The following is a 25,787-nucleotide window of genomic DNA, read 5'->3' as shown; positions in this document are numbered from 1 at the left end:
CGGACGGTCATCATCCGATCAATTTCGAACGTTTATTCAATTCCGGTGCTGGGGCGGGCCGGATTCTCCGAGGTGCCGTGCGATGCGCCGCGAGCGCGTGACCGGTGCCAGCGCCGCAGCAGCCCCTCGGGGGCCTCTTCGGCGGTGAGGGCGAACACCAGATGGTCGCGCCAGGCTCCGTCGATGTGAAGATAACGCGGCCTGAGCCCCTCCTCGCGGAATCCGAGTTTCTCCACGACCCGCCGGCTCGGCCCGTTCTCGGGGCGAATGCAGACCTCGACGCGGTGCAGTCCGACGGTGCGGAAACAGTGGTCGACGACGAGTGCCACGGCCGTCGGCATCACACCGCGGCCGGCCACCGCCTCGTCCACCCAGTAGCCGACGTGCCCGGAGCACATGGAGCCCCAGGTGATCCCGGCGACCGTCAACTGCCCGACCAGGCGCCCCTGGTACTCGATGACGAACGGCAGCATCCGGCCCGCGTTCGCCTCGGACCGGAGGTGCCGGACCATCTGGCGGTAGGTCGGCCGGTGCGCGAGCGGCCCGCCGGGCGCGGGCGGTGGAATCGTCGCCTCCCACGGGCGCAGCCAGTCGCGGTTGCGCCGGTTGACCTCGCGCCAGGCCCGCTGGTCGCGCAGCTTTATCGGCCTCAGGACGATGTCGTCGTCCATCAGCACGACGGGCCAGGATGGGCTGTTCAGCTCGCACCCCCAGTACTGCCCGGTCTGGGATGGTCACCGCCGCGGGTCTGGTCGACGGCGTGGACGAGCAGGGGCTCCAGCACGGCCAGCCCGTCCTTGACCCCGCCGGTGGAACCCGGCAGGTTGACGATCAGCGTGCCCTTCGCCACTCCGGCCAGGCCCCGGGAGAGCACCGCGGTCGGCACCTTGTCCCGGCCGTACGCCCGGATGGCCTCCGCGATGCCCGGGACCTCCTGGTCGATCACCGCCCGGGTCGCCTCGGGGGTGCGGTCGGTGGGCGAGATGCCGGTGCCTCCGGTGGTGACGATCACGTCGTACCCGGCCTCCACGCCGGCGCGGAGGGCGGCCTGGACGGGTTCGCCGTCGGGGACGACCTGGGGGCCGTCGACGGCGAAGCCGAAGCGGCGCAGGCCCTCGGCGATCAGCGGGCCGCCCTTGTCCTCGTAGATCCCTGCGGCGGCCCGGTTGGAGGCGGTGATCACGAGAGCGGCGTACGGCGCGGTGAGGGCGCCCCCGAGCGACGTGTCCCCTGTCATGCCCGGCTCCAGTCGCCCGACTTGCCGCCCGTCTTCTCCTCCACTCGCACGTCCGTGATGACCGCTCCCTTGTCGACCGCCTTCACCATGTCGACCACGGTGAGCGCGGCGACGGAGACCGCCGTGAGGGCCTCCATCTCGACGCCCGTACGATCCGTCGTCTTCACCGTGGCGGTGATCTCCACGGCGTCGTCCGCGACCGACAGTTCCAGTTTCACACCGGAGACCGACAACGGGTGGCACAGCGGGATCAGGTCGGGGGTGCGTTTGGCGCCCATGATGCCCGCGATCCGCGCGGTGGCCAGGGCGTCTCCCTTGGGGACGCCCTCGCCGCGCAGCAGCTCGATCACGCGGGGCGCGACGAGGACGCGACCGCTCGCGCGCGCGGTGCGCGCGGTCACGTCCTTGCCGGACACGTCGACCATGCGGGCGGCGCCCGCCTCGTCGATGTGCGTCAGTCGGTCCTGCGTGTCCTCGGTGGGTCGGTCCTGCGTGCTCATGCTCGTGTGGCGCTCCCGGTCCGGGCCCGGCGCGGTGCGGCGCGCGGGCCTGCTGTGCGCGACACGGTACCGCCAACCGGGCGGGGTCAGCCGAGCAGGACCACCTCGACCTCGGTGCCGGGCTCGACGGACTCGACGTCCTCGGGGACGACGATCAGCGCGTCGGCGTGCGCCAGGGCCGCCACCAGGTGGGATCCGGCACCGCCGACCGGGGTGACCGTGCCGTCGGCGTAGGTGCCGCGCAGGAACTGGCGGCGTCCCTTCGGCGAGGTCAGCGCCTCGTCCGCGGCCAGCGTGGCGGTGGCCGTGGGCCGGTGGACGTCCTTCAGGCCCATGAGGGTGCGGATCGCGGGACGGACGAACAGCTCGAAGGAGACGTACGACGACACCGGGTTGCCGGGCAGGGCCAGCAGCGGCGTGTGGTCGGGGCCGACGGAGCCGAAGCCCTGGGGCTTGCCGGGCTGCATGGCCAGCTTGCGGAACTCCACACCGCTGCCGGGCTCGTCCTCGTCGGCGACGTGCGCCAGCGCCTCCTTGACCACGTCGTACGCCCCGACGCTCACCCCGCCGGTGGTGACCATGAGGTCGGCGCGGACGAGCTGGTCCTCGATGGTGGACCGCAGGGTCTCGGCGTCGTCGGCGACGGCGCCCACGCGGTAGGCGATGGCACCGGCGTCGCGGGCGGCCGCGGTCAGGGCGAAGCTGTTGGAGTCGTAGATCTGACCGTGACCCAGCTGCTCGTCGGGCTGGACGAGTTCGCTGCCGGTGGACAGCACGACCACGCGCGGGCGCGGGCGCACGCGGACCCGGCCGCGTCCGATCGCGGCCAGCAGGGCGATCTGCGGCGGGCCGAGGACCGTGCCGGCCTTCAGGGCGGGGTCGCCGGCCTTGACGTCGCTGCCCTGCGCGCGCACGTGCGCGCGTGCCTCGGCCGGCCGGTACACGTGCACCTGGCCCTCGGCGCCCTCGGGGGCCAGGCTGCGGGCCCGCATTCCGGCGACCGGACCTTCGCCGAGGCCGCCGTCGGTCCACTCGACGGGTACGACGGTCTCGGCGCCGGGCGGCAGCGGGGCGCCGGTCATGATGCGGGCGGCCTCGCCGGGGCCCACGGCGGGCGGGTCGGCCTGACCGGCGGCGACGTCCCCGACGACCTCCAGGACGGCGGGGAACTCCTCGCTCGCGCCCGCGACATCGGCGACCCGCACCGCGTACCCGTCCATGGAGCTGTTGTCGAACGGCGGCAGGGAGACCGGCACCGTGATGTCGTCGACCAGGACACAGCCCTGGGCGTCGAGCAGGTTCAGCTCGATGGGTTCGAGGGGGCGGACGGTGTCGAGGATGTCCTCCAGATGCTCCTGCACCGACCACAGGTGGTCCTGGCCGGAGTGGTCGTGGCCGGTGGCGCGGGTCGCGGCGCTGCTCAACGTCGTTACATCTCCTCGGCTACGTAACTGCGAAGCCAGGTCCGGAAGTCCGGGCCCAGGTCTTCACGTTCGCACGCCAGTCTGACAATGGCACGCAGATAGTCGCTGCGGTCACCGGTGTCGTAGCGGCGGCCCTTGAAGACGACGCCGTGCACCGGGCCGCCGACCTTCTCGTCCGACGCGAGCTGCTGGAGGGCGTCGGTGAGCTGGATCTCACCGCCGCGCCCGGGCCGGGTGTCGCGCAGTATGTCGAAGACGTGCGGGTCGAGGACGTAACGGCCGATGACGGCGTAGTTGGACGGCGCGTCCGCCGGGTCGGGCTTCTCCACCAGGCCGCTGACCTTGACGACGTCGCCGTCCTCGGTGGTGTCGACGGCGGCGCATCCGTAGAGGTGGATCTGCTCCGGCGCGACCTCCATGAGGGCGATGACACTGCCGCCGTACTGCCCCTGCACCTCGATCATGCGCTGCAGCAGCGGGTCGCGCGGGTCGATCAGGTCGTCGCCGAGCAGGACCGCGAAGGGCTCGTCGCCGACGTGCGGAGCGGCGCACAGGACGGCGTGGCCGAGGCCCTTGGGGTCGCCCTGGCGGACGTAGTGGATCATCGCGAGGTCGCTGGACTCCTGGACCTTGGCCAGCCGCTCCGCGTCGCCCTTCTTCTCCAGGGCGGACTCCAGCTCGTAGTTGCGGTCGAAGTGGTCCTCGAGGGGGCGCTTGTTGCGGCCCGTCACCATGAGGACGTCGTCGAGACCCGCGGACACGGCCTCCTCGACCACGTACTGGATCGCCGGCTTGTCCACGACCGGCAGCATCTCCTTGGGAGTGGCCTTGGTGGCCGGCAGGAACCGGGTGCCGAGACCTGCTGCGGGGATGACAGCCTTGCTGATCCTGGGGTGCGACTGAGTCATGCCCGACACCATATCCGGTGCCTTTAGGGAGAATCTGTGGCTCCGGATGATTGACGCTCATATGAGCGCATAAGAGCGGTACGGGAGCGACCTTTGAGTCACATCGGACGTGCGGCCGAGCCTGGCAAGCGGATGTTGCGCCGGGAGTTCCTCAAGGTGAGGAACAGTTTGCCAGCCGATGACGTGCGGGCGGCGGCGGGTGCGCTGGCCGAGCGGGCACTCGGGCTGCCCGAGGTGGCAGGGGCGCGCACGGTGGCGGCATACGTCTCCGTGGGCGCCGAGCCGGGCACGCTCGCGCTGCTCGACGCGCTGCGCGCGCGGGGCGTGCGGGTCCTGCTGCCCGCGCTGCTGCCCGACAACGACCTGGACTGGGGCCTCTACACCGGGGAAAGCTCCCTCGCGCGCGTGCAACACGGCGGGCGGATGGCCCTGTTCGAGCCGGCCGGCGAGCGCCTGGGTCCGGACGCGGTGACCGAGGCCGACGTCGTGCTGCTGCCGGGCCTGGCGGTCGACGAACGGGGCATGCGGCTGGGGCGGGGCGGCGGTTCGTACGACCGGGTCCTGGCCCGTCTGGAGCGGGCGGGGGCGCGTCCGGCGCTGCTGGTGCTGCTGTACGACTCCGAGGTCGTCGCGCACGTCCCCGAGGAGCCGCACGACCGGCCGGTGGACGCGGTGGTGACGCCGTCGGGGGTGCGGCGGTTCCGCTGACCCGGACGGCCGGACACGGGAACGGCCCCCACGCGTGCGTGGGGGCCGTTCGCGTCGGGGACGCGGGCTCAGGGCTTGAGCACCAAGGTGTCGGTCGTGCTGTCGTCGACCGCCTTCTTCGAGAACGACCACGGCAGCAGCTCGCCCTCGGCCCACTTGTCCGTCTGGTCGGTGTAGTGGGCGCTGTAGGCGTGCCCGGAGGCGCCGGACAGGTTGATCCACCGCGACTTGTCGAGCTCGCCGAGGTTGACCACCATCCGCATGGACGGCACCCACACCACCTCGTAGCCGCCGGCCGCGTTCCAGCCGGTGGCGTTGACCGCAGCCTCGCCGCCGCTGAGCTTCCACGGACCCCGGTTGAGGGCGTACTTCAGGAAGCCCGGGCCCTCGGTGCCGAGGGTCTGGTTGTTCAGGAACAGGCGGTGCAGCCGGCCCCAGTTCCAGGTGTCGATGTCCTTGCCGAGCTTGGCGGTCAGCTCCCAGCGGGCGTCGACCATGGCGCGCTTGAACAGGTCGTCGCGGTTGTCGGCGCCCTTACGGGTGCCGGACTTGGGCGTCGTCCACCAGTCGCTCTTCGGGTCGTCCATCAGGGTGCGCACCACCTCGAACCAGCGGTCGCCGCCGTCCGGCTGCGCCTGGTCGGCGTCCCGCTGACCGCACTCGCGGACCTTGTCGGTCTCGTCCGCGGGCCCGGTGGTGTCGACCGGGTCGACCCACAGGCACTGGCCCTCGACCCGCAGCTCCTTCGGCAGCTTGTTGCCGAAGGCGAGCTTGAGGATGTTGCGCCAGACCGCGTTGAAGTAGGCGGCCGCCGCCGAGTCGGCGTCCTGCGTGTAGTCCCAGCCCTCCAGCAGCTTCTGCGCCTCGCGGACGTCCTTGTCCTCGACGTCGATCTTCAGCAGCTGGGGCACGAGCAGCTTGGCGATCTCACTGCTGTTGTCCAGCTGCATCTGGCGCATGTCGTCGGTGGAGATCTTGCCGCCGTCCTCGATCTTCTGCTCGATCAGGGCGGTGATCCGCTGGCTGCGCGTGCCGTACCCCCAGTCCGTGGTCAGCGTGTACGGGTACTTCTCCTCGTCGACCACGGCCTGGTTGGCGGTCACGATGTAGCCGCGGTCCGGGTCGAACTCGTAGGGCAGCTCGTCCGGGTCGATGTACTTGCCGGTCCAGCGGTACTCGGAGTCCCAGCCCGGCGCCGGGATGGAGCCGTCGTGCTTCTCGGCGCGCACCGGGATCTTGCCGGGCAGCGTGTAGCCGATGTTGCCGTCGGTGTCGGCGTAGACCAGGTTCTGCGAGGGCACGTCGAACAGCGCGGCGGCCTCGCGGAAGTCCTCCCAGTCCTTCGCCCGGTCGATCGCGAAGACGGCGTCCATCGTGGTGCCCGCCTCCAGCGCGGTCCAGCGCAGGGCGACGCCGTAGCCGTCGCCGCGGTCGGGGGCCGCGGTGTCGACGGTGGCCTTCCGGCCGACCTTCACGAGTTCGTCGTCGCGGTCGGAGAGCAGGGGGCCGTTGTTGGTCTCGCGGACGACGATCTTCTTGGACTCGCCGCCGGCGACCTTGATGGTCTCCTCGCGCGTCTGGAAGGGGACCACCTTGCCGTCGTACTGGTAGCCCTCGCCGGTGATCTTCTCCAGGTACAGGTCGGTGACGTCGACGCCGGAGTTGGTCAGGCCCCAGGCGATGTCCTGGTTGTGGCCGATTATCACGCCGGGCATGCCCGCGAAGGTGTAGCCGGTGACGTCGTACTGGCACTTGGCGGAGACGGTGCGGCAGTGCAGGCCCATCTGGTACCAGACGGAGGGCAGCGACGGCGACAGGTGCGGGTCGTTGGCGAGCAGCGGCTTGCCCGTGATGGTGTGCTCGCCGCCGACCACCCAGGAGTTGGAGCCGATGCCGTTGCCGTTCACGCCGACGGCGGTGGGAAGGTCGTCCAGGACGTTCTGGAGCCCGGCGAGTTGGCTCTGCAGGGCCGAGCCGCCCGACGTGCCGGTGCCGGTCCCCGTACCCGTGCCGGTGCCTGTACCGGTGCCGGTGCCCGTACCGGTGCCGGTGCCCGTACCGGTGCCGGTGCCCGTACCGGTGCCGGCCCCCGTACCCGTGCCCGACGCGGAGTCGTCGCCGCTGCCGGACGAGCCGCTCGCGCCGCCGTCGAAGGTCTGCGTGAGCTCGTCGTACTGGCCCTCCTGGACGATCGCCTTGTTCCGGCTGTACGGGTACGCCGGGTACAGGTCGGCGATCTGCTTCGGGCCGAGGCGGCTGGTCATCAGGGCGCGGTCCACCTCGTCCTGCATGTTGCCGCGCAGGTCCCAGGCCATCGCCTTCAGCCAGGCCACCGAGTCGACCGGGGTCCACGCCTGCGGCTTGTAGTCGTTGGTGAACCCGAGGGCGGCGTACTCCAGGGAGATGTCCTCCCCGTCCTTGCCCTCCAGGTAGGCGTTGACCCCCTTGGCGTACGCCTGGAGGTACTTCTTGGTGGAGTCCGACAGCTTCTCGTCGTACTCCTCCTTCGCCACCCGGTCCCAGCCCAGGGTGCGCAGGAACTCGTCGTTGTCGACCTGACTCTTGCCGAACATCTCCGACAGGCGCCCGGAGGTCATGTGCCGGCGCACGTCCATCTCGTAGAACCGGTCCTGGGCCTGGACGTAGCCCTGCGCCATGAACAGGTCCTCGTCGGAGGAGGCATAGACCTGCGGGATGCCGTAGTCGTCGCGCTTGACGTCGACGGGTCCCGACAGGCCCTGCAGCGTGACCGACCCCTTGGTCTGCGGGAAGGAGGCACGGACCGTGCTGATCGACCAGTACGCCCCGTAGGCGAGGCCGCCGATGATGGCCAGCACCAGCACGAGGACGACAAGGCGCACTTTGCGCCCCTTTTTCCTGCCGGACTTGCCGGGCTGCTGACCCGAAGAGGCGGTGTTGGTGGGCGGCATCGCTGTCCTTGCTGTCCTAACACGAGCGGCAGGGCGGGCTGTGCTTTCTACTGAGCGCTGGAGCAACCATAGGCGCAGGGCCCGCCGCGCCTTGACGCGGAGTCGGGGAACCAGCGCGCACGGGCGTTCGATCTTGCCAAGCCGAGCGTCAAGAAATCGTCAAGAGTTAGGTAAGGTAACGAAGTAGTTGGCCGCGGGTCCCGCGGCTTCGTGTGCCATGTATGTGCGCTCACTCGCGCTACCGGCACGCACACCGACTCGCGCGTCGTCCCTGCGCACGACCACCGTGCGCACGCGCGCGGTGTGCTTGTGTTCCGGTACGCGCGTGGGCGCTGTGCGCCAGGGAAGGGAACGGCCGCTGACTGTCCACCACCTCAACCAGCTCCTGCTCGTCTGCTCGCTCGTCCTGCTCATCGCCGTCGCGGCGGTCCGGATCTCCTCGCGCAGCGGGCTCCCCAGCCTGCTCGTCTACCTGGCCATCGGCGTCGCCATGGGCCAGGACGGCGTCGGCGGCATCCAGTTCGACGACGCCGAACTGGTCCAGGTCATCGGATACGGCGCCCTGGTCGTGATCCTGGCCGAGGGCGGCCTGGGCACGAAGTGGAAGGACATCAAACCGGCCCTGCCGGCCGCCTCGGCGCTCGCGCTGGCCGGGGTCGCGGTGAGCGTCGGGGTGACGGCGGCGGGCGCGCACTACCTGACCGGGCTGGAGTGGCGGCAGGCACTGATCGTCGGGGCGGTGGTGTCCTCCACGGACGCGGCGGCGGTCTTCTCGGTGCTGCGCAAGATCCCCCTGCCCTCGCGCATAGCGGGCACGCTGGAGGCCGAGTCGGGCTTCAACGACGCCCCGGTGGTCATCCTCGTGGTCGCCTTCTCCACGGCCGGCCCGATGGAGCACTGGTACGTGCTGCTGGGCGAGATCGCCCTGGAGCTGGCCATCGGCGCGGCCATCGGACTCGCGGTGGGCTGGCTGGGCTCCTGGGGGCTCAGGCACGTGGCGCTGCCCGCCTCCGGCCTCTACCCGATCGCCGTCATGGCGATCGCCGTCGCCGCCTACGCGGCCGGTGCCATGGCCCACGGCAGCGGCTTCCTCGCCGTCTACCTCGCCTCGATGGTCATGGGCAACGCCCGGCTGCCGCACTGGCCGGCGACGCGCGGTTTCGCCGACGGACTGGGCTGGCTCGCCCAGATCGGCATGTTCGTGCTGCTCGGCCTGCTGGTCACCCCGCACGAGCTGGGCGACGACATCGTGCCCGCCCTCCTGATCGGACTGGTGCTGACCATGGTCGCCCGTCCGCTGAGCGTCGTGCTGTGCCTGCTGCCCTTCCGGGTGCCGTGGCAGGAGCAGACCCTGATGTCCTGGGCGGGACTGCGCGGCGCCGTGCCCATCATCCTGGCGACCATCCCCATGGTCGAGGGAGTCGAGGGCAGCCAGCGGATCTTCAACATCGTCTTCGTCCTCGTCTGCATCTACACCCTGATCCAGGGACCGACGCTGCCCTGGCTGGCCCGCAAGCTGCGCCTGGGCAAGAGTGACGAGGCCGCGGACCTCGGGATCGAGTCGGCGCCCCTGGAGCGGCTGCGCGGACACCTGCTGTCGGTCACGATCCCCGAGGGCTCGCGGATGCACGGCGTCGAGATCAACGAACTGCGGCTGCCGGCCGGATCCGCCGTCACGCTGGTCGTCCGCGAGGGGAGGTCCTTCGTCCCCCTGCCGACGACGGGGCTGCGACGCGGGGACGAACTCCTCGTGGTGGCCACGGACCCCGTCCGGGACGCCGCCGAGGCACGGCTGCGCGCGGTCGGCCGCGGCGGCAAGCTCGCCGGCTGGCTGGGAACATCCGACGAAGCCAACGGCAATCGCAGGTGAAGGTGGCGAGGGTGCTCACTTTCACAGGCCGTGCCCCGTTGATCCCTGTACGATGAAGGTGTCACCTGATCGAACCAACTCTGCCTGACGCAGAGCTGGCGCGACCGTATGGCGGCCGGAACGCCCCCTTCTTCCGCACGGGCCCCGGTATCTACCGCAGTCCGCGCAAGAGGACAGCTCTCGGCGCTCCCCGCACGGTGACCAGCCGCACAGGGGGGACGGCGCTACCAGGCGGCAGAAAGGCACGGGCCGTGGCATCCACGGTCACCCCGTCGAAGCAGCCGGAGACGCCGGCGAACGCGCCGGAGGGGCAGCACACCCCGCCCGCCTCCGCCCGCCCCGGATACGGACAGCTGCTGCGCACCCGCGGCGCCTGGACGTTCCTGCTGCCCGGCTTCGCGGCACGCCAGCCGTTCGCCATGCTGACGATCTCCATCGTGCTGCTCGTGCAGCACACCACCGGCTCCTACGGCGCCGCAGGCGCCGCCGCGGCCGTCACCGGCGTCTCCATGGCCCTGTTCGCCCCCTACAGCGGACGGCTCGCCGACCGTTACGGGCAGCGCGCGGTCCTGCTGCCCGGTGTGCTCGTGCACGCGCTGTCGGGCCTGACCCTGACGGCCCTCGCGCTCGCCGGCGCGCCCCTGTGGGCGCTGTTCGTGGCGGCCGTGCCGACGGGTGCCTCGGTGCCGCAGATCGGCCCCATGGTGCGCGCCCGCTGGGGCGTGAAGCTCAAGGGCTCGCCCCTGATGAGCACGGCCGCCGCCTTCGAGTCCGTCACCGACGAGCTGACCTTCGTCCTCGGCCCGCTGGTCGCCACCGCCCTGTGCACGGCCGTGGACCCGGCCGCCGGCCTGGTCACCGAGGCCGCGCTGGCCCTGGTCGGCGGTCTGCTGTTCGCCGCGCAGAGGAGCACCCAGCCCCGGGTGGGCGGCGCCGACGGCGACCACGCGCGCGGGGAGCACGTCTCGGCCCTGCGCATCCCCGGGGTGCGCGTGCTGATCGTGACGTTCCTGGGCATCGGCTCCGTCTTCGGCGGCATGCAGGTCGCGCTGGCCGCGTTCACCGAGTCGATCGGCGAGCCCGGCCTGAACGGAGTCCTGTACGGCGTCTTCGCCGCGGGCAACATGCTCTCCGGCCTCGTCTGCGGCGCCATCGCCTGGAAGGCCGCCCCGCAGCAGCGCCTCCTCGTCGGCTACACCGCCCTCGCGCTGACCGCCTCCGGTCTGTGGGCCGCGCACTCCGTGCTCCTCCTGGCGGGCCTCGGCCTGCTCGTCGGCATGTGCATCGCGCCCGCCCTGATCACCGGCTACACGCTGGTCGAGGGCCTGGTCCCGGCGGGTGCCCGCACCGAGGCGTTCACCTGGCTGACCGGCGCGGTCGCGCTCGGCCAGGCGGTCGCCGTCACGGTCGCCGGACAGCTGGAGGACCGGTTCTGGGACGGCGCCGGGTTCCTGGTGCCGATGGGCGGCACGGTGCTGGCGCTGGCGACCCTGGTGGCGCTGCGGTCGCGGCTCACGACACGGCCCGGCGGCCGTACCGTCGCGCGTGGCGTGGGTCACCGCGTGCCCGCCGCAGTGGACTGATCCCTCGGAATAAGTCAGTATGGAGCGTCGTTAGCACTCATTGAGTGAGAGTGCCAGGAGGAACACAGTGCCGACCTATCAGTACCAGTGCACCGAGTGCGGCGAGGGCCTCGAGGCGGTGCAGAAGTTCACCGACGACGCCCTGACCGAGTGCCCGAACTGCAAGGGCCGCCTGAAGAAGGTGTTCTCGGCGGTCGGCATTGTCTTCAAGGGCTCCGGCTTCTACCGCAACGACAGCCGTGGCGCCTCGTCGAGCAGCTCGCCGGCGTCGTCGTCGAAGTCGTCGTCCTCGTCGACGTCCTCCTCGGACTCGGGTTCGTCGTCGAGCTCCGGGGCCGGCAGCTCCACCAGCACCACCGCCGCGTAGGGCTTCTCCTCTTCACGGGACCCCGTCGGTCCCCCGGGACCCTGTCGTCGTCCGACGACGGGGTCTTCGGCGTACCCGGGTTCTCCACGGAGGGCTAGGGTGCGGGCATGGCGAACAAGGTGAATGCCGAGATCGGCGTGATCGGCGGCTCCGGTTTCTACTCGTTCCTCGACGACGTGACCGAGGTCCAGGTCGACACCCCGTACGGGCCGCCCAGCGACTCCCTCTTTCTCGGCGAGGTCGCCGGCCGGCGGGTCGCCTTCCTCCCCCGGCACGGCCGCGGCCACCATCTGCCGCCGCACCGGATCAACTACCGGGCCAACCTGTGGGCGCTGCGCTCGGCCGGCGTGCGCCAGGTCCTCGGCCCGTGCGCGGTCGGCGGCCTGCGGCCGGAGTACGGTCCGGGCACACTGCTCGTGCCCGACCAGTTCGTCGACCGTACGAAGTCACGGGCACAGACGTACTTCGACGGTCTGCCGCTGCCCGACGGCACCGTGCCCAACGTGGTCCACGTGTCGCTGGCCGACCCGTACTGCCCCGCCGGACGGGCCGCCGCGCTGAAGGCCGCGCGGGGGCGGGACTGGGAGCCGGTGGACGGCGGCACGCTGGTCGTGGTCGAGGGACCCCGCTTCTCGACCCGCGCCGAGTCGCTGTGGCATCAGGCGCAGGGCTGGTCGGTGGTCGGCATGACCGGGCACCCGGAGGCGGCGCTCGCCCGTGAGCTGGAGCTCTGCTACACGTCGCTGACCCTCGTCACCGACCTCGACGCCGGCGCCGAGAGCGGCGAGGGCGTGTCGCACGAAGAGGTACTGCGGGTCTTCGCGGCGAACGTGGACCGGCTGCGGGGCGTGCTGTTCGACGCGGTGGCCGCGCTGCCGGCGGCCGGGGAGCGGGACTGCCCGTGCGGGAAGGCACTGGGCGGGATGGATCCGGGGATCGCGCTGCCGTAGGGGGGTCGGGCTGCCGCAGGGGGGTCGGGCTGCCGCAGCGGCGGTAGCGCTGGCCGTAAGGGCGGTAGCCCTGGCCGTAAGGGCGGTAGTACTGACGCAGTTGCGGTCGCGCTGTCGTAGTGGCGGGGGAACCTCTCGTTCGGGTGAGGGAGTTTTCCACAACCCGCCGGTAGCGCACGGGCTCCGGCGGGCGGCGGCGCGAGGCCGCATCGTGGGACCGCCGGCCGGTCCTCGCGGGCCGGGTCCTCGTCGTAGGTGGTGGTTGCCGTGTCCTTCGTTCCGTCCCCTTCTCCGTCGTCCTCCCCTTCTTCCGCTCCGTCGCCGTTTCGCGCCCCGTCCTGGGCCTCGTCACCGTCTCCCTCCGCCCGCTCCCCCCGACCGCCCGGCACCGACGCTCCACCCACGTGCGAGGTGCCGCACTTCGCCCCCGTGCGGGTGCGGGGCGGTTGTCATCGGCTGCGCCGGCTCGTCCGGCACCGGCGTCGGGCCGTCGCCGCCGGCCTCGCCGTCACGGCCGCGGCGCTGGTGGCCGCGGGCCCCCACCCGGGTGCCGGCGTGCAGGACGCCCAGCGGGCACGTGGGCATCCGGCGACCGATCAGGCACGCAAGCGGCACCCGGCGGAGCTGGTGGCGGCACCGGTGCGGATCGCCGACGCGGCGACGGTGCGACTGCTCGGGCCCGGCGACCGGGTCGACGTCATCGCCGCCGGGGACGGCGGCACGGAGGCCTCCGTGGTCGCCCGCGGCGTGCGCGTGACGGAGGTGCCGGAGCTGCTGGAGGGGACCGCGGAGGGCGGCGCGCTGGTCGTCCTCTCGGTGCCGCGCGCCACCGCCCACCGGCTGGTCGGCGCGGGGGCGACGGCCCGGTTGGCGGTGACGCTGTGCTGAGCCCGTCGAGTCCCTCGATCGAGGGGCTGAATTGGACAGGACGGCCCAACGCTGACGTAGGTTGCGGAGCGTTTTGTTCCACAACCTGTTCATGCGAGGAGTGCGCCCGAGGTGAGCGAGAAGAACGAGCCGAGCGTCTGGCAGGGCTTCAAGGCCTTCCTGATGCGTGGGAACGTCGTCGACCTGGCGGTGGCGGTGGTGATCGGCGCCGCCTTCACCAACATCGTCAACTCGGTGGTGAAGGGGGTCATCAACCCGCTGGTCGGAGCGTTCGGCACCCAGAGCCTGGACAGTTACAGCTCCTGTCTCAAGGGCCCGTGCACCGGCACCGGCGACAGTGCGACGGGCGTCCGGATCCTCTGGGGCTCGGTGCTCGGGGCGACGCTCACGTTCCTGATCACCGCGGCCGTCGTCTACTTCCTGATGGTCCTGCCCATGGCCAAGTACCTGGCCCGGCAGGAGGCCCGCCGCAAGGCCAGGGAGGGCACTCAGGAGGTCGTCGAGGTGAGCGAGCTGGAGGTGCTCAAGGAGATCCGCGACGCTCTGGTCGCCCAGCGCGGTTCGGGCCACGACCGGCAGTAACGGGAGCGTCGCGGCGTCGCCGCGCAGCGGCCCGCACGGCTCACAGGTGGTGCGGCGGCTTCTCGTCGAGGAAGCGCTTCAGGTCGGCCGAGCTGCCGCCCTCCGCCCGCTCGCCCCAGCCGCGGTCGGTGTCGTCCGGGGACTGCTGGTCCAGCGGGTCGTCGAAGACCAGCGCGGGCTTCGGCGCGCGGGGCTCGGGTTCGGGGGCGCTGCTCATGCGTCCAGAGTACGGCCCCCGGGACGACCGCCGTCCCGGCCGTCCGGCGCCCTCCCCCGCGGACGGAGCCCCCCACGGGCACATCCGTGCCGTGTCTGCTGTGCTGGGGATCATGATGTCCAGTCCGACTCCCACCCCCGCCCCCTCCGGCCCGCCCGACCGCAACAGGCCACTGCGCAGGCTCACGGCCCGCGGCCGTCACGAGGCGCACCGCGTCGCCTCGTCGCTGGAGCTCTTCTTCGACCTGTGCTTCGTCGTGGCCGTCGCCCAGGCGGGCGCCCAGCTGGTGCACGCCGTCGCCGAGGGGCACGCGGGCGAGGGGATCGTCAACTACGCGATGGTCTTCTTCGCCGTCTGGTGGGCGTGGATGAACTTCACCTGGTTCGCCTCGGCCTACGACAACGACGACGTGCTCTACCGGGTCGTCACCCTGGTGCAGATCGCGGGTGCCCTGGTTCTGGCGGCCGGGGTCTCGCAGGCCTTCGAGGACCACGACTTCCTGGCCGTCTGGCTGGGCTACGCCATTATGCGGATCGCCATGTCGGTGCAGTGGCTGCGGGCCGCGCGGTCGAGTCGGCCCCCGGAGCGCATCATGGCCCTGCGGTACGCCGGCGGTGTGCTCATCTGCCAGGTCGGCTGGCTGGGGCTGCTGTTCGCACCGGTCAGCGGCCGACCGTGGCTCTTCCTGGTGATGGCCCTGCTGGAGATGTGCGTGCCGGCGTACGCGGAGCGCAAGCACATGTCGGCCTGGCATCCGCATCACATCGCCGAGCGGTACGGACTGTTCACCATCATCGTGCTCGGCGAGACCGTCGCGGCGGCCACGGTCGCGGTGAAGTCGGGCATCGACGAGCACCACGCCCTGGCCAGGCTGCTGCCGATCGCGGCGGGCGGCCTGCTGATCGTCTTCGCCGCCTGGTGGATCTACTTCGTGACCCCCGTCCACGGCCGTCTGCGCTCCAGGAGACAGGCGTTCCTGTGGGGCTACGGCCACTACCTGGTGTTCGCCGCGGCGGCCGCGATCGGGGCGGGCCTGGAAGTGGCGGTGGAACAGGCGGTGGGCAAGGCGCACATCTCCACTCTGGCGGCCTCGGCCGCGGTGACCCTGCCGACGGCCTTGTACCTGCTCACGGTGTGGGCGCTGCACTCGCGTCACTTCAAGGTGGGCATCACCGAGCAGCTGGTGCTGCCGAGCGCCGCGCTGCTGGTGATCTGCTGCACGTTCCTCGGCGACTGGGCCGTGCTCGTGGCGGGGATCGTCCTGGCTCTTGCGGTGGCGACCGGCGTGACGCTGACCGCGCGCCGGGTCCTGCCGGCGAGGGGAACGGCGGAGCCGGCCGCCTGACGCCGCTTCGGGGCACCGGCGGCTGGACGACACTGACGGCATGACAGTTGACGCATTGACGGACGTCGCCGGCGTGCGGGTGGGGCATGCGACGCGCACCGGCGACGGATGGCTCACGGGCACGACGGTGGTGCTCGCGCCGGAGGGCGGGGCGGTCGCCGCCGTGGACGTGCGCGGTGGCGGTCCCGGCACCAAGGAGACCGACGCGCTCGATCCGCGCAACTTGGTGCAGAAGGTCGAGGCGGTGGTGCTGACCGGCGGCAGCGCGTACGGGCTCGACGCGGCGTCCGGAGTGATGGCCTGGCTGGAGGAGCGGGGGCGGGGGGTGCGGGTCGGGCCGGATCCGGCGCACGTCGTGCCGGTGGTGCCCGCCGCCTGCGTCTTCGACCTGGGGCGCGGCGGCGACTTCCGGGCCAGGCCGGACGCTGCCACCGGGCGGGCGGCCGTCGAAGCGGCCCACGCGAGCGCGCCCGGGGCCCCGGTGGCGCAAGGCTGCGTCGGCGCCGGCACGGGAGCCGCGGTGGGCGTGCTGAAGGGCGGGGTCGGCACCGCGAGCACGGTGCTGGAGTCGGGAATCACGGTGGCGGCGCTGGTGGTGGCCAACGCGGCGGGGTCGGCGGTGGATCCGGAGACGGGGGTGCTGTACGGGGAGTTGTTCCAAGGGCGGCGGGTGGCGTACCCGGAGCCGGCCGTCCACGAGTCCGCGCGGCGGCGTATCGCCGAGGCCGAGGCGAGCAGCGCGCCGCCTCCGCTCAACACCACGCTCGCCGTGGTGGCCACCGACGCCGGACTGTCCAAGGCGCAGGCCCAGAAGCTGGCCGGTACGGCGCACGACGGCATCGCACGTGCCGTACGGCCGGTGCACCTGCTCAGCGACGGGGACACGGTGTTCGCCCTGGCCACCGGGGAGCGCCCGCTGGACGCCGGGCAGCCGCTCGCGCTGAACGAGGTCCTGGCGGCGGGCGCCGACATGGTGACCCGCGCGATCGTGCGCGCCGTGCGGGCCGCCGAGCCGGTGGACGGGCCGGGCGGGAGGTGGCCGTCGTACGGGGAGTTGTACGGCGGGTAGTTGCGCGGTCCCGGCGGCAAGTCCGCTGTGGGCGCGCGGGTCGGGGCCCGTCCGCACGGCGGGTGATTGTCCCGGTTCTGTCACGCGTCGGCGTTGTGCGCGGCCGGTGGGAACCTCACCGGCCGCCGGTTCCCTCTTCAGGGCTGTACTGGACGACGCACATCACCCGAACCTGGAGCAGCCCGTGACAACGCCGGACATAGCAGCGCGGCGCGTACTGGGGGCCTGTGCCGCCCTGGTGGTCGGCGCCCTCACCCTCACCGCCTGCGGCGGCAGCGCCAACGCCGACGACAAGAAGGACGGCAGGGGCGGCGAGGACGCCGTCAAGACCTCCGTCGCGAAGATCGCCATCTCGGCGAAGGACGGGTCGACCGGCGCGTCGATCAACGCCACCGGCGTGAAGGTCAGCGACGGCCGGCTGACCGAGGTGAGGATGACCGTGGCGGAGACGGGCGCCACCGTGCCGGGCTCGGTCACCGCCGACGGCCGGAACTGGAAGCCGAAGGAGCAGCTGGAGCGGGGCACGAAGTACCGGATCACGGCCACCGCGAAGGACGCCGACGGCCGCACGGCCGCCGCCGACTCGGTCTTCACCACTGTCACGTCGGCCAACAGCTTCATCGGCACCTACACCCCGGACGGCGGCACCACGGTGGGCGTCGGGATGCCGGTGTCGTTCACGTTCGACAAGGCGATCAGCAACCGGAAGGCCGTGCAGTCGGGCATCACGGTCACCTCCAGCAGCGGGCAGCAGGTGGTCGGGCACTGGTTCGGGTCGCAGCGGCTCGACTTCCGGCCCCAGGAGTACTGGAAGGCCGGTTCCAAGGTCACCATGAAGATCGACCTGGACGGGGTGGAGGGCGCGAACGGCGTCCACGGCGTGCAGAAGAAGACCGTCACGTTCACCGTGGGCCGCTCGCAGGTCTCCACGGTCGACGCCGCCACCCAGACGATGACGGTCGTGCGTGACGGCAAGACGATCGAGTCGGTCCCGATCTCGGCCGGCAGCGCGCAGAACCCCACGTACAACGGGCAGATGGTGATCTCCGAGAAGTCCCCGCAGACGCACATGGACGGCTCGACGGTCGGCTTCGGCGGCGAGTACAACATCCCGGACGTGCCGCACGCGATGCGCCTGACCCGGTCCGGCACCTTCCTCCACGGCAACTACTGGTACAACCAGGGCAATCCGCCCTTCGGGCGCCAGGGCACCAGCCACGGCTGCGTAGGACTGCGAGACGTCCAGGGCGGCCAGGGCGACACCCCGGGCAAGCGGTTCTACGACAATTCACTCATCGGGGACGTAGTGATCGTCAAGAACTCCCCGGACGGCACGGTCGCACCCGACAACGGCCTCAACGGCTGGAACATGGACTGGAACGAGTGGGTCGCCGGAAGCGCCGCCTGAGCAGCGGATTTTGACGGCTCGTCGGGTCGCGCGGGAACTTTTCGCGCGGCCCGCGCGTTTTTCGTGCGTACGTTTTCTCGGTTCCCGGACATGATGTCCGACCGAGGGGCTACGGTATGCACCCACAAGGTGACATGCAGCAACGCCGGGAGAGACCTTGAGCGTTCCGTACGAGACGGCAGCGTACGAACCATCCGAGTCGCCCGAGTCTCCGGAGGAGCACCTCGCGCGACTGCTCGGCCGCGCCCTGAACTCGTTCGAGCTGCCCGACGAGACGATACGGCAACTGGACTGCGCGCTGGTGCACGACGGTTCCCTGCACTCCGCGCACCACAGCGCGGGACTGCACCGCGAGACCTACCGGCACACGTGGCTGCTCGCCGACGGATCGGCGCTCACGCTCTGGGAGCTGGTCCACAACACGGCCCCGGGCAGTGAACCGCAGCACGAGGTGTACGTCGACGAGGAGGAGCTGCGCGCCGCCACCGCCCGGCTGCCGCTTCCGGCGGACGCCCCGGACTTCGAGCTGCCGGTCCTGGTGCAGCTGTCGCCGATCCCCGCGCCCCGGCACGCCTATGTGCAGGGCGGTTCGGCGGACCACGCCCGCCGGCTGCTGCGACGCGCGGAGAACGCGGACCGGCCCGGCGCCGACATCGCCGCGCTGCTGGCCACGGCGTCCGCGCACCAGATCACCCAGGCTTTCGGCCGGCCCGGCCGCAGGGGCCGCGCCGGGTTGAGCTTCTCGCTCTACGAGCACGCGTTCCTGCTCGACGACGGCGAGGAGATCTCCCTGTGGGAGGTCGAGCACACGGCGACGCCCGACGGACGGCACATGTGCGAGGTGTACGTGAGCGAGGACGCCGCCCACCGCGCGATGGAGCGGCGGGCCGCGCAGGTCCCCTGACCGGGCCGACCGCCGGACGTGCCGAGGACGCCGGGCCGGATTCCGTTCGGAATCCGGCCCGGCGTCCTCGGCTCTTTCGTGTCGTCCTACGCCGCCACCGGCTGCTTCGCCTTCGCCGTCGAGGCCGCGGAATCCGGGCCCGGCCCCTGCGCCGCCGCTCCCGGCACCTGCTTGCGCAGGCCCTTGAGGACGACCACCAGCGCGGTGGTGACGCACACGCCCGCCGCGATGGCGACCAGGTAGAGCAGCGGGTTGCCGATCAGCGGGACCACGAAGATGCCGCCGTGCGGGGCGCGCAGGGTCGCCTCGAAGGTCATCGACAGCGCGCCGGTGACCGCGCCGCCCACCATCGAGGACGGGATGACCCGGAGCGGGTCGGCCGCCGCGAACGGGATCGCGCCCTCGGAGATGAAGGAGGCGCCCAGGACCCAGGCCGCCTTGCCGTTCTCGCGCTCGGCGGCGTTGAAGAGCCGGGCGCGCACGGTCGTCGCCAGGGCCATCGCCAGCGGCGGGACCATGCCGGCCGCCATCGCCGCCGCCATGATCTTCATCGCCGAGTCGCTCGGGTCCGACACCGCGATACCGGCGGTGGCGAAGGTGTAGGCGACCTTGTTGACGGGACCACCGAGGTCGAAGCACATCATCAGGCCGAGCAGGGCGCCGAGCAGGATCGCGTTGGCCCCGGACAGGCCGTTCAGCCAGTCGGTCATCGCCTTCTGCGCGGAGGCGATGGGTTTGCCGATCACCACGAACATCAGGAACCCGACGATCGCCGAGGAGATCAGCGGGATCACCACCACCGGCATGATGCCGCGCAGCGCCGCCGGGATCCGCACTCGCTGGATCGCCATCACCACGGCACCGGAGATCAGACCGGCCGCGAGACCGCCGAGGAAGCCCGCGTTGATCGTCAGCGCGATCGAGCCGCCGACGAAGCCGGGGACGAGCCCCGGGCGGTCGGCCATGCCGTAGGCGATGTAACCGGCCAGGACCGGGACGAGGAAGGCGAACGCCACGCCGCCGATCTGGAACAGCAGCGCCGCCCAGCTGTCCACCTGCGTCCACACGAAGTGGTCCATCACCGACGGCGCCTTGTTGATGTCGTAGCCGCCGAGGGCGAAGCCGAGCGCGATGAGCAGACCGCCCGCCGCGACGAACGGGACCATGTAACTGACGCCCGACATGAGCCATTTGCGGAGCTTGGTGCCGTAGCCCTCGCCGGACTCGCCGGTGCGCTCGACGGGGGTCGCGCCCGGGGCGCCGGAGGTGACCTCACCGCGCGCCGCCTTCCCGCGGACGTCGGAGATCAGCTCGGCGGGCCGGTTGATGGCCGCCTTGACGCCGGTGTCGACGGTGGGCTTGCCGGCGAAACGGTCCTTGTCGCGCACGGGCACGTCGTGGGCGAAGATGACGCCGTCCGCCGCCGCGATCACCGCCGGGTCGAGCCGGGTGAAGCCGGCCGAGCCCTGGGTCTCGACGACGACCTCGACGCCGGCCTCACGGCCCGCGTTCTCCAGCGACTCGGCCGCCATGTAGGTGTGCGCGATGCCTGTGGGGCACGAGGTGACGGCGACGATCCGGAACGGACGCCCGCCGCTTTCCTCCGGCGTGCCGGTGCTGCCCGTGGCGGCGTCGGCGGAGGCCGCCGCCGACGCCGCCACGGAGTCTTCGGGGGCCTCGGCGGTCCCGGACGTCTCGGGGTCTTCGGATGCCGCCGGTTCGGAAGGCTCGGCGGGCTCGGCGGGCTCGGTGGACTCGGCCTCGGCGGCCTGGGGTTCCTCCCCGCGGATGAGGGCCGCCGCGGCCGCGGCGTCGCCCGCCGCCCGCAGCGCCGTGGTGAACTCCTCGTTCATCAGCTGCCGGGCCAGGGAGGACAGGATCGTCAGATGGGCGTCGTCGGCGCCCGCCGGCGCGGCGATCAGGAAGATCAGGTCGGCCGGGCCGTCCGCCGCCCCGAAGTCGATGCCCCCGGCACTGCGCCCGAAGGCGAGCGTCGGCTCGGTGACGTGCTCGCTGCGGCAGTGCGGGATGCCGATGCCGCCGTCCAGCCCGGTCGGCATCTGCGCCTCGCGGGCGGCCACGTCGGCGAGGAAGCCGTCCAGGTCGGTCACCCGGCCCAGGGCCACCATCCGCTCGGCGAGGGCGCGGGCCGCCGCTTCCTTGGTGTCGGCGGACAGGTCGAGGTCGACCAGGTCCGCGGTGATCATGTCGCTCATCGCGGGCTCCTTAGCTCGCGTATCGCCCGGGGAGTGGGGTGGGCGGGGGCGGGGGCGGGGACGGGGAGGGAGACGGGGGCAGGGAGGGGAACGGGGCCGCGGCGCGGGGTCATGACACCGGCTCCTTCAGCGGGCGGTCCACCGGCACGTCGGCCGTGACGGTCACCGCGTCCGGGTCCAGGTCGGCGGGCGTCGGCATCACGCTGCCGGGCAGCCGGACGGCGGCGGCGCCGTGCGCGACGGCGGAGGCGAGCGCCTCCGGCCCGGCACCGCCCGCGATCAGGAAGCCGGCGAGGGAGGAGTCCCCGGCGCCGACGTTGCTGCGCACGGCAGCCACGGGGGCGCCGCCGAACCAGGTGCCGGCGTCGTCCACGAGCAGCTGTCCGTCGGCCCCCAGGCTCGCGAGCACCGCCCGCGCGCCCAGTTCGCGCAGTTCCTCGGCGGCCTTCACCGCGTCGCCGACGGTGGCCAGCGGCCGTCCGACGGCTTCCGCCAGCTCCTCGGCGTTCGGCTTGACCACGTCGGGCCGCTCGCGCAGGGCCTGCAGCAGGGCGGGCCCGGAGGTGTCCAGGGCGATGCGTACGCCGGCGGCGTGCGCCCGCGCGACCAGGTCGGCGTACCAGGAAGGGGCGAGTCCGCGCGGCAGGCTGCCGCAGCAGGCGATCCAGTCCGCGCCGCGCGACTGCCGCCGTACCGTCTCCAGCAGCAGCTCCCGCTCGGCGGCCGACAGCTCCGGGCCGGGTGCGTTGATCTTCGTGAGGACCCCGTCGGCCTCCGCGAGCGCGATGTTCGAGCGGGTGGCCCCGGCGACCGGCACCGGCGCGACCTCGATGCCCTGGGCGTCGAGCAGGTCGGCCACGAGCGCGCCCGGCGCACCGCCCAGGGGCAGCACCGCGACCGTGCGCCGCCCGGCCGCGGTGACCGCGCGCGAGACGTTCACGCCCTTGCCGCCCGGGTCCACGCGCTCGCCGGTGGCGCGGACGACCTCGCCGCGGTCGAGGGAGGGGACCTCGTAGGTGCGGTCCAGGGACGGGTTCGGGGTGACGGTGAGAATCATGCGCGTACTACTTCCGTGCCGCCGCGCTCGATGGCGGCGGCGTCCTCGGGGCTCAGCCCGCTGTCGGTGATCAGCAGGTCCACGTCGCTCAGGTCGCCGAAGCGGGCGAAGTGCTCCTGGCCGTGCTTGGAGGAGTCGGCGAGCAGCACCACGCGACGGGCGGCGGCCACCGCGGCCCGCTTCACGGCGGCCTCGGCGAGATCGGGGGTGGTCAGGCCGTGCTCGGCGGAGAAGCCGTTGGCCGCCACCAGAGCCACGTCGGCGCGGATCTCGCCGTACGCGCGCAGCGCCCAGGCGTCCACGGCGGCCCGCGTACGGTGCCTCACCCGCCCTCCGACCAGGTGGAGCTGGATGCCGGGGTGGTCGGCGAGACGGGCGGCGATGGGCAGGCTGTGGGTGACGACGGTGAGCGAGGCCTCCAGCGGGAGGGCGGCGGCCAGCCGGGCCACCGTCGTACCGGCGTCGAGGATCATCGTGCCCTCGCTCGGCAGTTCCGCCAGGGCGGCCTTGGCGATCCGGTCCTTCTCGTCGGCCGCCGTGGACTCGCGCTCGGCGAGGTCCGGCTCGAAGTCGAGACGCCCGGCCGGGATCGCACCGCCGTGCACGCGGCGGAGCAGACCGGCGCGGTCCAGGGCCTTCAGGTCGCGGCGGATGGTCTCCGCCGTCACCTGGAACTCCTCGGCCAGCGACACCACGTCCACCCGGCCGCCGTCCCGGGCGAGCCGGAGGATCTCCTGCTGCCGCTCCGGTGCGTACATGTCCGTTTGCCTCCGACCAATGCCCGAACGTGTGGTTTCACTCGGAGGCTACGCCCGGTTTTCAAGAAAGTAAACAGGTTCGGACCCAGCCGGGCATGAACGGGCTTTCGGGCTCACGGGCTTTCCCGTGTCGGTCGCAGAATGCGGGCACGGGGATGCGGGAGGGGCCCGGCACCGAAGTGCCGGGCCCCTCCCGCATCCCCGTGGCCGTCAGGAGACCAGCGAGGTCTCCTTCTCCTCCGTGCGGGGCTCCGTACGCTCCTCCGCACGAGGCTCCGCCGGGACCTCCCCCTCGGCACCCTCCACGTGCTGGGCCGGCCGCCCGGGCAGCGCGAACATCACCAGGAAGATGACGCCCATCACCGCGGCCACCCAGCCCAGCGCGTTCTGGAAGGCGTCCACGAAGGCCGGGCCGACCCGGTCGGGGGTCAGGTGGTCGCTCATCGCGCCGAAGAAGACCACCGACACCAGCCCGAGCCCCAGCGCGTTGCCCATCTGCTGCACCGTGTTGATGAGTCCCGACGCCGCCCCGGCGTGCTCGCGCGGCACCTCGGAGAGCACCGCGTCCGTCAGCGGGGCGACGATCAGTCCCATGCCGATGCCCATGACGACGAGGGGCAGCGCCATCTGCCAGGGCTCGATGCCGAGGCCGTACCGCCCGGCCTCCCAGATGTAGAGCAGCACTCCGGCCGCCATCACCAGCGCTCCGGCCTGGAGCACCTTGCGCCCGAAGCGCGGAACCAGCTTCTGCACCGACACCCCGGCCGCCGTGGAGACCGCGATCGAGAACGGCACGCCGGTCAGACCGGCCCGCAGCGGGCTCCAGCCGAGCCCTTCCTGCATGTACAGCGTCCACACCAGGAAGAAGACCCCGAGCCCGACGCCGAACACGGTCTGCACGGCGATGCCCGCCGCGAAGCTCTTCACCTTGAACAGGGACAGTTCGACCAGCGGGGAGCCGTCCCGTGCGCTCTTCCGCCTCTCGTACGCCACCAGTACCGCGAGGACCGCGAACGCGCCGGCCATCGAGACGTACCCCCACAGCGGCCAGCCCAGCTCGCGGCCCCGGGTCAGCGGGTAGATCAGCATCAGCAGGCCGAGGGTGACCAGGGCGACGCCGACCAGGTCCAGCTTGAGGGCGCGGGGGGCCTTGGACTCGGTGATGAAGCGGCTGCCGAGGATCAGGCCGGCGATGCCGACCGGCAGGTTGATGAGGAAGATGGGCCGCCACTCGAGCCCGAAGAGGTTCCACTCGGTGAGCAGGGCGCCGAGCAGGGGACCGGAGACGGCCCCGAGTCCGACGATCGCACCGAACAGCCCGAAGACCTTGCCCCGTTCGTGCGCCGGGAAGGTGGCGTGCACGATCGACAGCACCTGCGGCACCATCAGGGCGGCCATCGCTCCCTGGAGAACGCGGGCGGCGATGAGCATCTCCGGGTTCACGGCGAGGCCGCAGAGCGCGGAGGCGACGGTGAAGCCGCCGATCCCGACGAGGAACACCCTCTTGCGGCCGTGGATGTCGCCGAGCCGCCCGCCGGTGATCAGGCCGGCGGCGAAGGCGAGGGCGTAACCGGCGGTGATCCACTGGATCTGGCTGAAGGAGGCGCCCTCGTCCCGCCGGATCGAAGGGATCGCGATGTTGACGATCGTGACGTCGACGAGGTCCATGAACGCCGCGGTCATCACGATCGCGAGGGCGAACCAGCGCCGGCGGTCGCCGGCGGCGGGCCGAGCCGGGGGCGGGGAGGTTTCGGTGAAGGACATGACGCGAAGGTAAGACCCCAGTAGGTCAGATGATGTCCTACATCTGCGGCATCCTCGGATCCATGACGACGGACACTCCGGCTCGGCTCCTGACGCTGCTCTCCCTGCTCCAGACGCCCCGCGAATGGCCCGGTGGCGAGCTCGCCGAGCGGCTCGGCGTGTCCCGCCGCACGGTCCGGCGGGACATCGACCGGCTGCGCGAGCTGGGCTATCCCGTGCAGGCGACCATGGGCGCGGACGGCGGCTACCGGCTGGTCGCCGGCAAGGCGATGCCGCCGCTCGTGCTCGACGACGAGGAGGCGGTGGCCATCGCCGTCGGGCTGCGCGCCGGCGCCGGGCACGCGGTCGAGGGCGTGGACGAGGCGTCGGTGCGGGCGCTGGCCAAACTGGAGCAGGTGCTGCCGGGCCGGCTGCGTCACCGCGTCGCCACGCTCCAGGCCGCCACGACGCCGCTGACCAGCGGGGACGGGCCGAGCATCGCGCCCGAGACGCTGACCGTCATGGCCTCGACGGTGGCCGGACAGGAACGGCTGCGGTTCGCCTACCGCGCCGGGGACGGCACCGAGTCCCGGCGCCTGACGGAGCCGTACCGGCTGGTGTCGACGGGCCGCCGCTGGTACCTCGTGGCCTACGACCTCGACCGCGACGACTGGCGGACCTTCCGGGTGGACCGGGTGAGCGAGCCGTTCGCGACGGGGGCACGGTTCGCTCCGCGGGAGCTGCCGACGGGGAGCGCCGCGCAGTACCTGCGGCAGTCGATGCAGCGGCGGAGCGACTCGTACGAGGCCGTGGTCGCCTTCGCCGCCCCGGCGGAGGTCGTCGCGGCGCGGCTGCCGGGGTGGCTGGGGACGCCGGATGCGGCGGAGGACGGGACGTCGTGCGTGCTGCGGGCGACCGTGTCGGACTCGGTGGAGTGGCTGGCGGTGCGGCTGGCGATGCTGGGGGTGGAGTTCAGGGTGCGGGAGCCGGCCGAACTCGTCGCGTGCGTACGGGACCTGGGGGCGCGGTTGGGGCGGGCGGCGGGAGACGGGTGACGGCGCCGGACTGCCGTGCGCACCGGGCGGAGGGCCACCGGCTGCCAGGCCCAGCGGGCCGGCCCCCC

At 72.2% G+C, this 25,787-nt stretch carries 23 protein-coding genes; 12 read left to right on the top strand and 11 right to left on the bottom strand.

Annotation, left to right across the window (positions count from 1 at the left end; all coding sequences use genetic code 11):
* Window positions 1-32: 32 nt before the first annotated feature.
* The 5 genes from IE260_RS15390 to galU form a co-directional block, all read right to left on the bottom strand.
* Window positions 33-671, bottom strand: coding sequence for a GNAT family N-acetyltransferase (locus tag IE260_RS15390; protein WP_189872153.1), 639 nt, complete (start codon window positions 669-671; stop codon window positions 33-35).
* 26 nt (window positions 672-697) lie between these two features.
* Entirely contained in the window at window positions 698-1,237 is a 540-nt protein-coding gene (locus tag IE260_RS15385) for a MogA/MoaB family molybdenum cofactor biosynthesis protein (RefSeq protein ID WP_189872030.1), read from the bottom strand.
* The gene (gene moaC, locus IE260_RS15380) at window positions 1,234-1,737 is read right to left on the bottom strand and encodes a cyclic pyranopterin monophosphate synthase MoaC (protein WP_188181535.1); all 504 of its coding nucleotides are present in this window, start codon (window positions 1,735-1,737) and stop codon (window positions 1,234-1,236) included. The genes IE260_RS15385 and moaC overlap by 4 nt, the downstream gene beginning before the upstream one ends.
* A gap of 86 nt (window positions 1,738-1,823) precedes the next feature.
* Entirely contained in the window at window positions 1,824-3,161 is a 1,338-nt protein-coding gene (glp, locus tag IE260_RS15375; protein WP_189872028.1) for a molybdotransferase-like divisome protein Glp, read from the bottom strand.
* Window positions 3,162-3,166: 5 nt separating this feature from the next.
* Window positions 3,167-4,069: a UTP--glucose-1-phosphate uridylyltransferase GalU gene (galU, locus tag IE260_RS15370; RefSeq protein ID WP_189872026.1), complete on the bottom strand. Its 903-nt coding sequence runs from the start codon at window positions 4,067-4,069 to the stop codon at window positions 3,167-3,169.
* A 132-nt stretch (window positions 4,070-4,201) separates the two neighbouring features.
* Between galU and IE260_RS15365 the strand changes: the two genes are divergently transcribed.
* Window positions 4,202-4,777 (top strand): 5-formyltetrahydrofolate cyclo-ligase, encoded by a 576-nt coding sequence (locus tag IE260_RS15365; protein ID WP_189872151.1) that lies wholly within the window; start codon window positions 4,202-4,204, stop codon window positions 4,775-4,777.
* A 68-nt stretch (window positions 4,778-4,845) separates the two neighbouring features.
* On the opposite strand, the gene IE260_RS15360 is transcribed toward IE260_RS15365, so the two are convergent.
* Entirely contained in the window at window positions 4,846-7,707 is a 2,862-nt protein-coding gene (locus tag IE260_RS15360) for a penicillin acylase family protein (RefSeq protein ID WP_189872024.1), read from the bottom strand.
* 325 nt (window positions 7,708-8,032) lie between these two features.
* Between IE260_RS15360 and IE260_RS15355 the strand changes: the two genes are divergently transcribed.
* The 6 genes from IE260_RS15355 (at window position 8,033) to mscL (ending at window position 13,947) form a co-directional block, all read left to right on the top strand.
* A complete protein-coding gene (locus IE260_RS15355; protein ID WP_189872022.1) occupies window positions 8,033-9,577 on the top strand; it encodes a potassium/proton antiporter in 1,545 nt (514 codons plus the stop codon).
* A gap of 251 nt (window positions 9,578-9,828) precedes the next feature.
* Complete coding sequence (locus tag IE260_RS15350; protein ID WP_189872020.1) at window positions 9,829-11,160, top strand: MFS transporter; 1,332 nt, start codon at window positions 9,829-9,831, stop codon at window positions 11,158-11,160.
* 67 nt (window positions 11,161-11,227) lie between these two features.
* Window positions 11,228-11,527, top strand: a complete 300-nt coding sequence (locus IE260_RS15345) for an FmdB family zinc ribbon protein (protein ID WP_189872018.1) — start codon at window positions 11,228-11,230, stop codon at window positions 11,525-11,527.
* Window positions 11,528-11,634: 107 nt separating this feature from the next.
* Window positions 11,635-12,477, top strand: a complete 843-nt coding sequence (locus tag IE260_RS15340; RefSeq protein ID WP_189872016.1) for an S-methyl-5'-thioadenosine phosphorylase — start codon at window positions 11,635-11,637, stop codon at window positions 12,475-12,477.
* A gap of 258 nt (window positions 12,478-12,735) precedes the next feature.
* Window positions 12,736-13,365, top strand: a complete 630-nt coding sequence (locus IE260_RS15335; RefSeq protein WP_373303348.1) for a CpaB family protein — start codon at window positions 12,736-12,738, stop codon at window positions 13,363-13,365.
* Window positions 13,366-13,476: 111 nt separating this feature from the next.
* Complete coding sequence (gene mscL, locus IE260_RS15330) at window positions 13,477-13,947, top strand: large conductance mechanosensitive channel protein MscL (protein ID WP_189872012.1); 471 nt, start codon at window positions 13,477-13,479, stop codon at window positions 13,945-13,947.
* A 40-nt stretch (window positions 13,948-13,987) separates the two neighbouring features.
* Here the strand turns inward: mscL and IE260_RS15325 are convergent, their stop codons facing one another.
* On the bottom strand, window positions 13,988-14,164 hold the full coding sequence (locus tag IE260_RS15325) for a hypothetical protein (RefSeq protein ID WP_189872010.1): 177 nt from the start codon (window positions 14,162-14,164) through the stop codon (window positions 13,988-13,990).
* A 112-nt stretch (window positions 14,165-14,276) separates the two neighbouring features.
* On the opposite strand from IE260_RS15325, the gene IE260_RS15320 reads away from it, so the two are divergent.
* The 4 genes from IE260_RS15320 (at window position 14,277) to IE260_RS15305 (ending at window position 18,890) form a co-directional block, all read left to right on the top strand.
* Window positions 14,277-15,509: a low temperature requirement protein A gene (locus tag IE260_RS15320; RefSeq protein ID WP_373303345.1), complete on the top strand. Its 1,233-nt coding sequence runs from the start codon at window positions 14,277-14,279 to the stop codon at window positions 15,507-15,509.
* A 40-nt stretch (window positions 15,510-15,549) separates the two neighbouring features.
* Window positions 15,550-16,578: a P1 family peptidase gene (locus IE260_RS15315; protein WP_189872008.1), complete on the top strand. Its 1,029-nt coding sequence runs from the start codon at window positions 15,550-15,552 to the stop codon at window positions 16,576-16,578.
* 184 nt (window positions 16,579-16,762) lie between these two features.
* Window positions 16,763-17,986 carry a L,D-transpeptidase gene (locus tag IE260_RS15310; protein WP_189872006.1) on the top strand — a complete coding sequence of 408 codons (1,224 nt, stop codon included), beginning with the start codon at window positions 16,763-16,765 and terminating at the stop codon, window positions 17,984-17,986.
* A 157-nt stretch (window positions 17,987-18,143) separates the two neighbouring features.
* On the top strand, window positions 18,144-18,890 hold the full coding sequence (locus IE260_RS15305) for a DUF6227 family protein (RefSeq protein WP_189872004.1): 747 nt from the start codon (window positions 18,144-18,146) through the stop codon (window positions 18,888-18,890).
* 86 nt (window positions 18,891-18,976) lie between these two features.
* On the opposite strand, the gene IE260_RS15300 is transcribed toward IE260_RS15305, so the two are convergent.
* From IE260_RS15300 to IE260_RS15285, 4 genes are all read right to left on the bottom strand, one after another.
* Window positions 18,977-21,106: a PTS fructose transporter subunit IIABC gene (locus IE260_RS15300; protein ID WP_189872002.1), complete on the bottom strand. Its 2,130-nt coding sequence runs from the start codon at window positions 21,104-21,106 to the stop codon at window positions 18,977-18,979.
* Between the two features lie 109 nt (window positions 21,107-21,215).
* Window positions 21,216-22,163, bottom strand: a complete 948-nt coding sequence (gene pfkB, locus IE260_RS15295; RefSeq protein ID WP_189872000.1) for a 1-phosphofructokinase — start codon at window positions 22,161-22,163, stop codon at window positions 21,216-21,218.
* Entirely contained in the window at window positions 22,160-22,921 is a 762-nt protein-coding gene (locus IE260_RS15290; protein WP_189871998.1) for a DeoR/GlpR family DNA-binding transcription regulator, read from the bottom strand. The genes pfkB and IE260_RS15290 overlap by 4 nt, the downstream gene beginning before the upstream one ends.
* A 210-nt stretch (window positions 22,922-23,131) precedes the next feature.
* Entirely contained in the window at window positions 23,132-24,685 is a 1,554-nt protein-coding gene (locus tag IE260_RS15285; RefSeq protein ID WP_189871996.1) for an MFS transporter, read from the bottom strand.
* A 62-nt stretch (window positions 24,686-24,747) separates the two neighbouring features.
* On the opposite strand from IE260_RS15285, the gene IE260_RS15280 reads away from it, so the two are divergent.
* Window positions 24,748-25,719 carry a helix-turn-helix transcriptional regulator gene (locus tag IE260_RS15280; protein ID WP_189871994.1) on the top strand — a complete coding sequence of 324 codons (972 nt, stop codon included), beginning with the start codon at window positions 24,748-24,750 and terminating at the stop codon, window positions 25,717-25,719.
* The last annotated feature ends 68 nt before the right edge of the window (window positions 25,720-25,787 follow it).

The sequence above is a fragment of the Streptomyces viridiviolaceus genome, assembly GCF_014650995.1.
Taxonomy (GTDB): Bacteria; Actinomycetota; Actinomycetes; order Streptomycetales; family Streptomycetaceae; genus Streptomyces; species Streptomyces viridiviolaceus.
Note: the sequence above shows the minus strand (reverse complement) of the source record. Positions and strands in the feature narration are given on the sequence as shown.

Excerpts from the sequence above, each read along its gene's own strand:
- IE260_RS15290 (WP_189871998.1), bottom strand. The coding sequence starts at position 22,921 with ATGTACGCACCGGAGCGGCAGCAGGAGATCCTCCGGCTCGCCCGGGAC.
- IE260_RS15280 (WP_189871994.1), top strand. The coding sequence starts at position 24,748 with ATGACGACGGACACTCCGGCTCGGCTCCTGACGCTGCTCTCCCTGCTC.
- galU (WP_189872026.1), bottom strand. The coding sequence starts at position 4,069 with ATGACTCAGTCGCACCCCAGGATCAGCAAGGCTGTCATCCCCGCAGCA.
- IE260_RS15340 (WP_189872016.1), top strand. The coding sequence starts at position 11,635 with ATGGCGAACAAGGTGAATGCCGAGATCGGCGTGATCGGCGGCTCCGGT.
- IE260_RS15365 (WP_189872151.1), top strand. The coding sequence starts at position 4,202 with ATGTTGCGCCGGGAGTTCCTCAAGGTGAGGAACAGTTTGCCAGCCGAT.
- IE260_RS15390 (WP_189872153.1), bottom strand. The coding sequence starts at position 671 with ATGGACGACGACATCGTCCTGAGGCCGATAAAGCTGCGCGACCAGCGG.
- IE260_RS15285 (WP_189871996.1), bottom strand. The coding sequence starts at position 24,685 with ATGTCCTTCACCGAAACCTCCCCGCCCCCGGCTCGGCCCGCCGCCGGC.
- IE260_RS15320 (WP_373303345.1), top strand. The coding sequence starts at position 14,277 with ATGATGTCCAGTCCGACTCCCACCCCCGCCCCCTCCGGCCCGCCCGAC.
- moaC (WP_188181535.1), bottom strand. The coding sequence starts at position 1,737 with ATGAGCACGCAGGACCGACCCACCGAGGACACGCAGGACCGACTGACG.
- IE260_RS15325 (WP_189872010.1), bottom strand. The coding sequence starts at position 14,164 with ATGAGCAGCGCCCCCGAACCCGAGCCCCGCGCGCCGAAGCCCGCGCTG.
- IE260_RS15360 (WP_189872024.1), bottom strand. The coding sequence starts at position 7,707 with ATGCCGCCCACCAACACCGCCTCTTCGGGTCAGCAGCCCGGCAAGTCC.
- IE260_RS15385 (WP_189872030.1), bottom strand. The coding sequence starts at position 1,237 with ATGACAGGGGACACGTCGCTCGGGGGCGCCCTCACCGCGCCGTACGCC.
- IE260_RS15300 (WP_189872002.1), bottom strand. The coding sequence starts at position 21,106 with ATGAGCGACATGATCACCGCGGACCTGGTCGACCTCGACCTGTCCGCC.
- IE260_RS15315 (WP_189872008.1), top strand. The coding sequence starts at position 15,550 with ATGACAGTTGACGCATTGACGGACGTCGCCGGCGTGCGGGTGGGGCAT.
- pfkB (WP_189872000.1), bottom strand. The coding sequence starts at position 22,163 with ATGATTCTCACCGTCACCCCGAACCCGTCCCTGGACCGCACCTACGAG.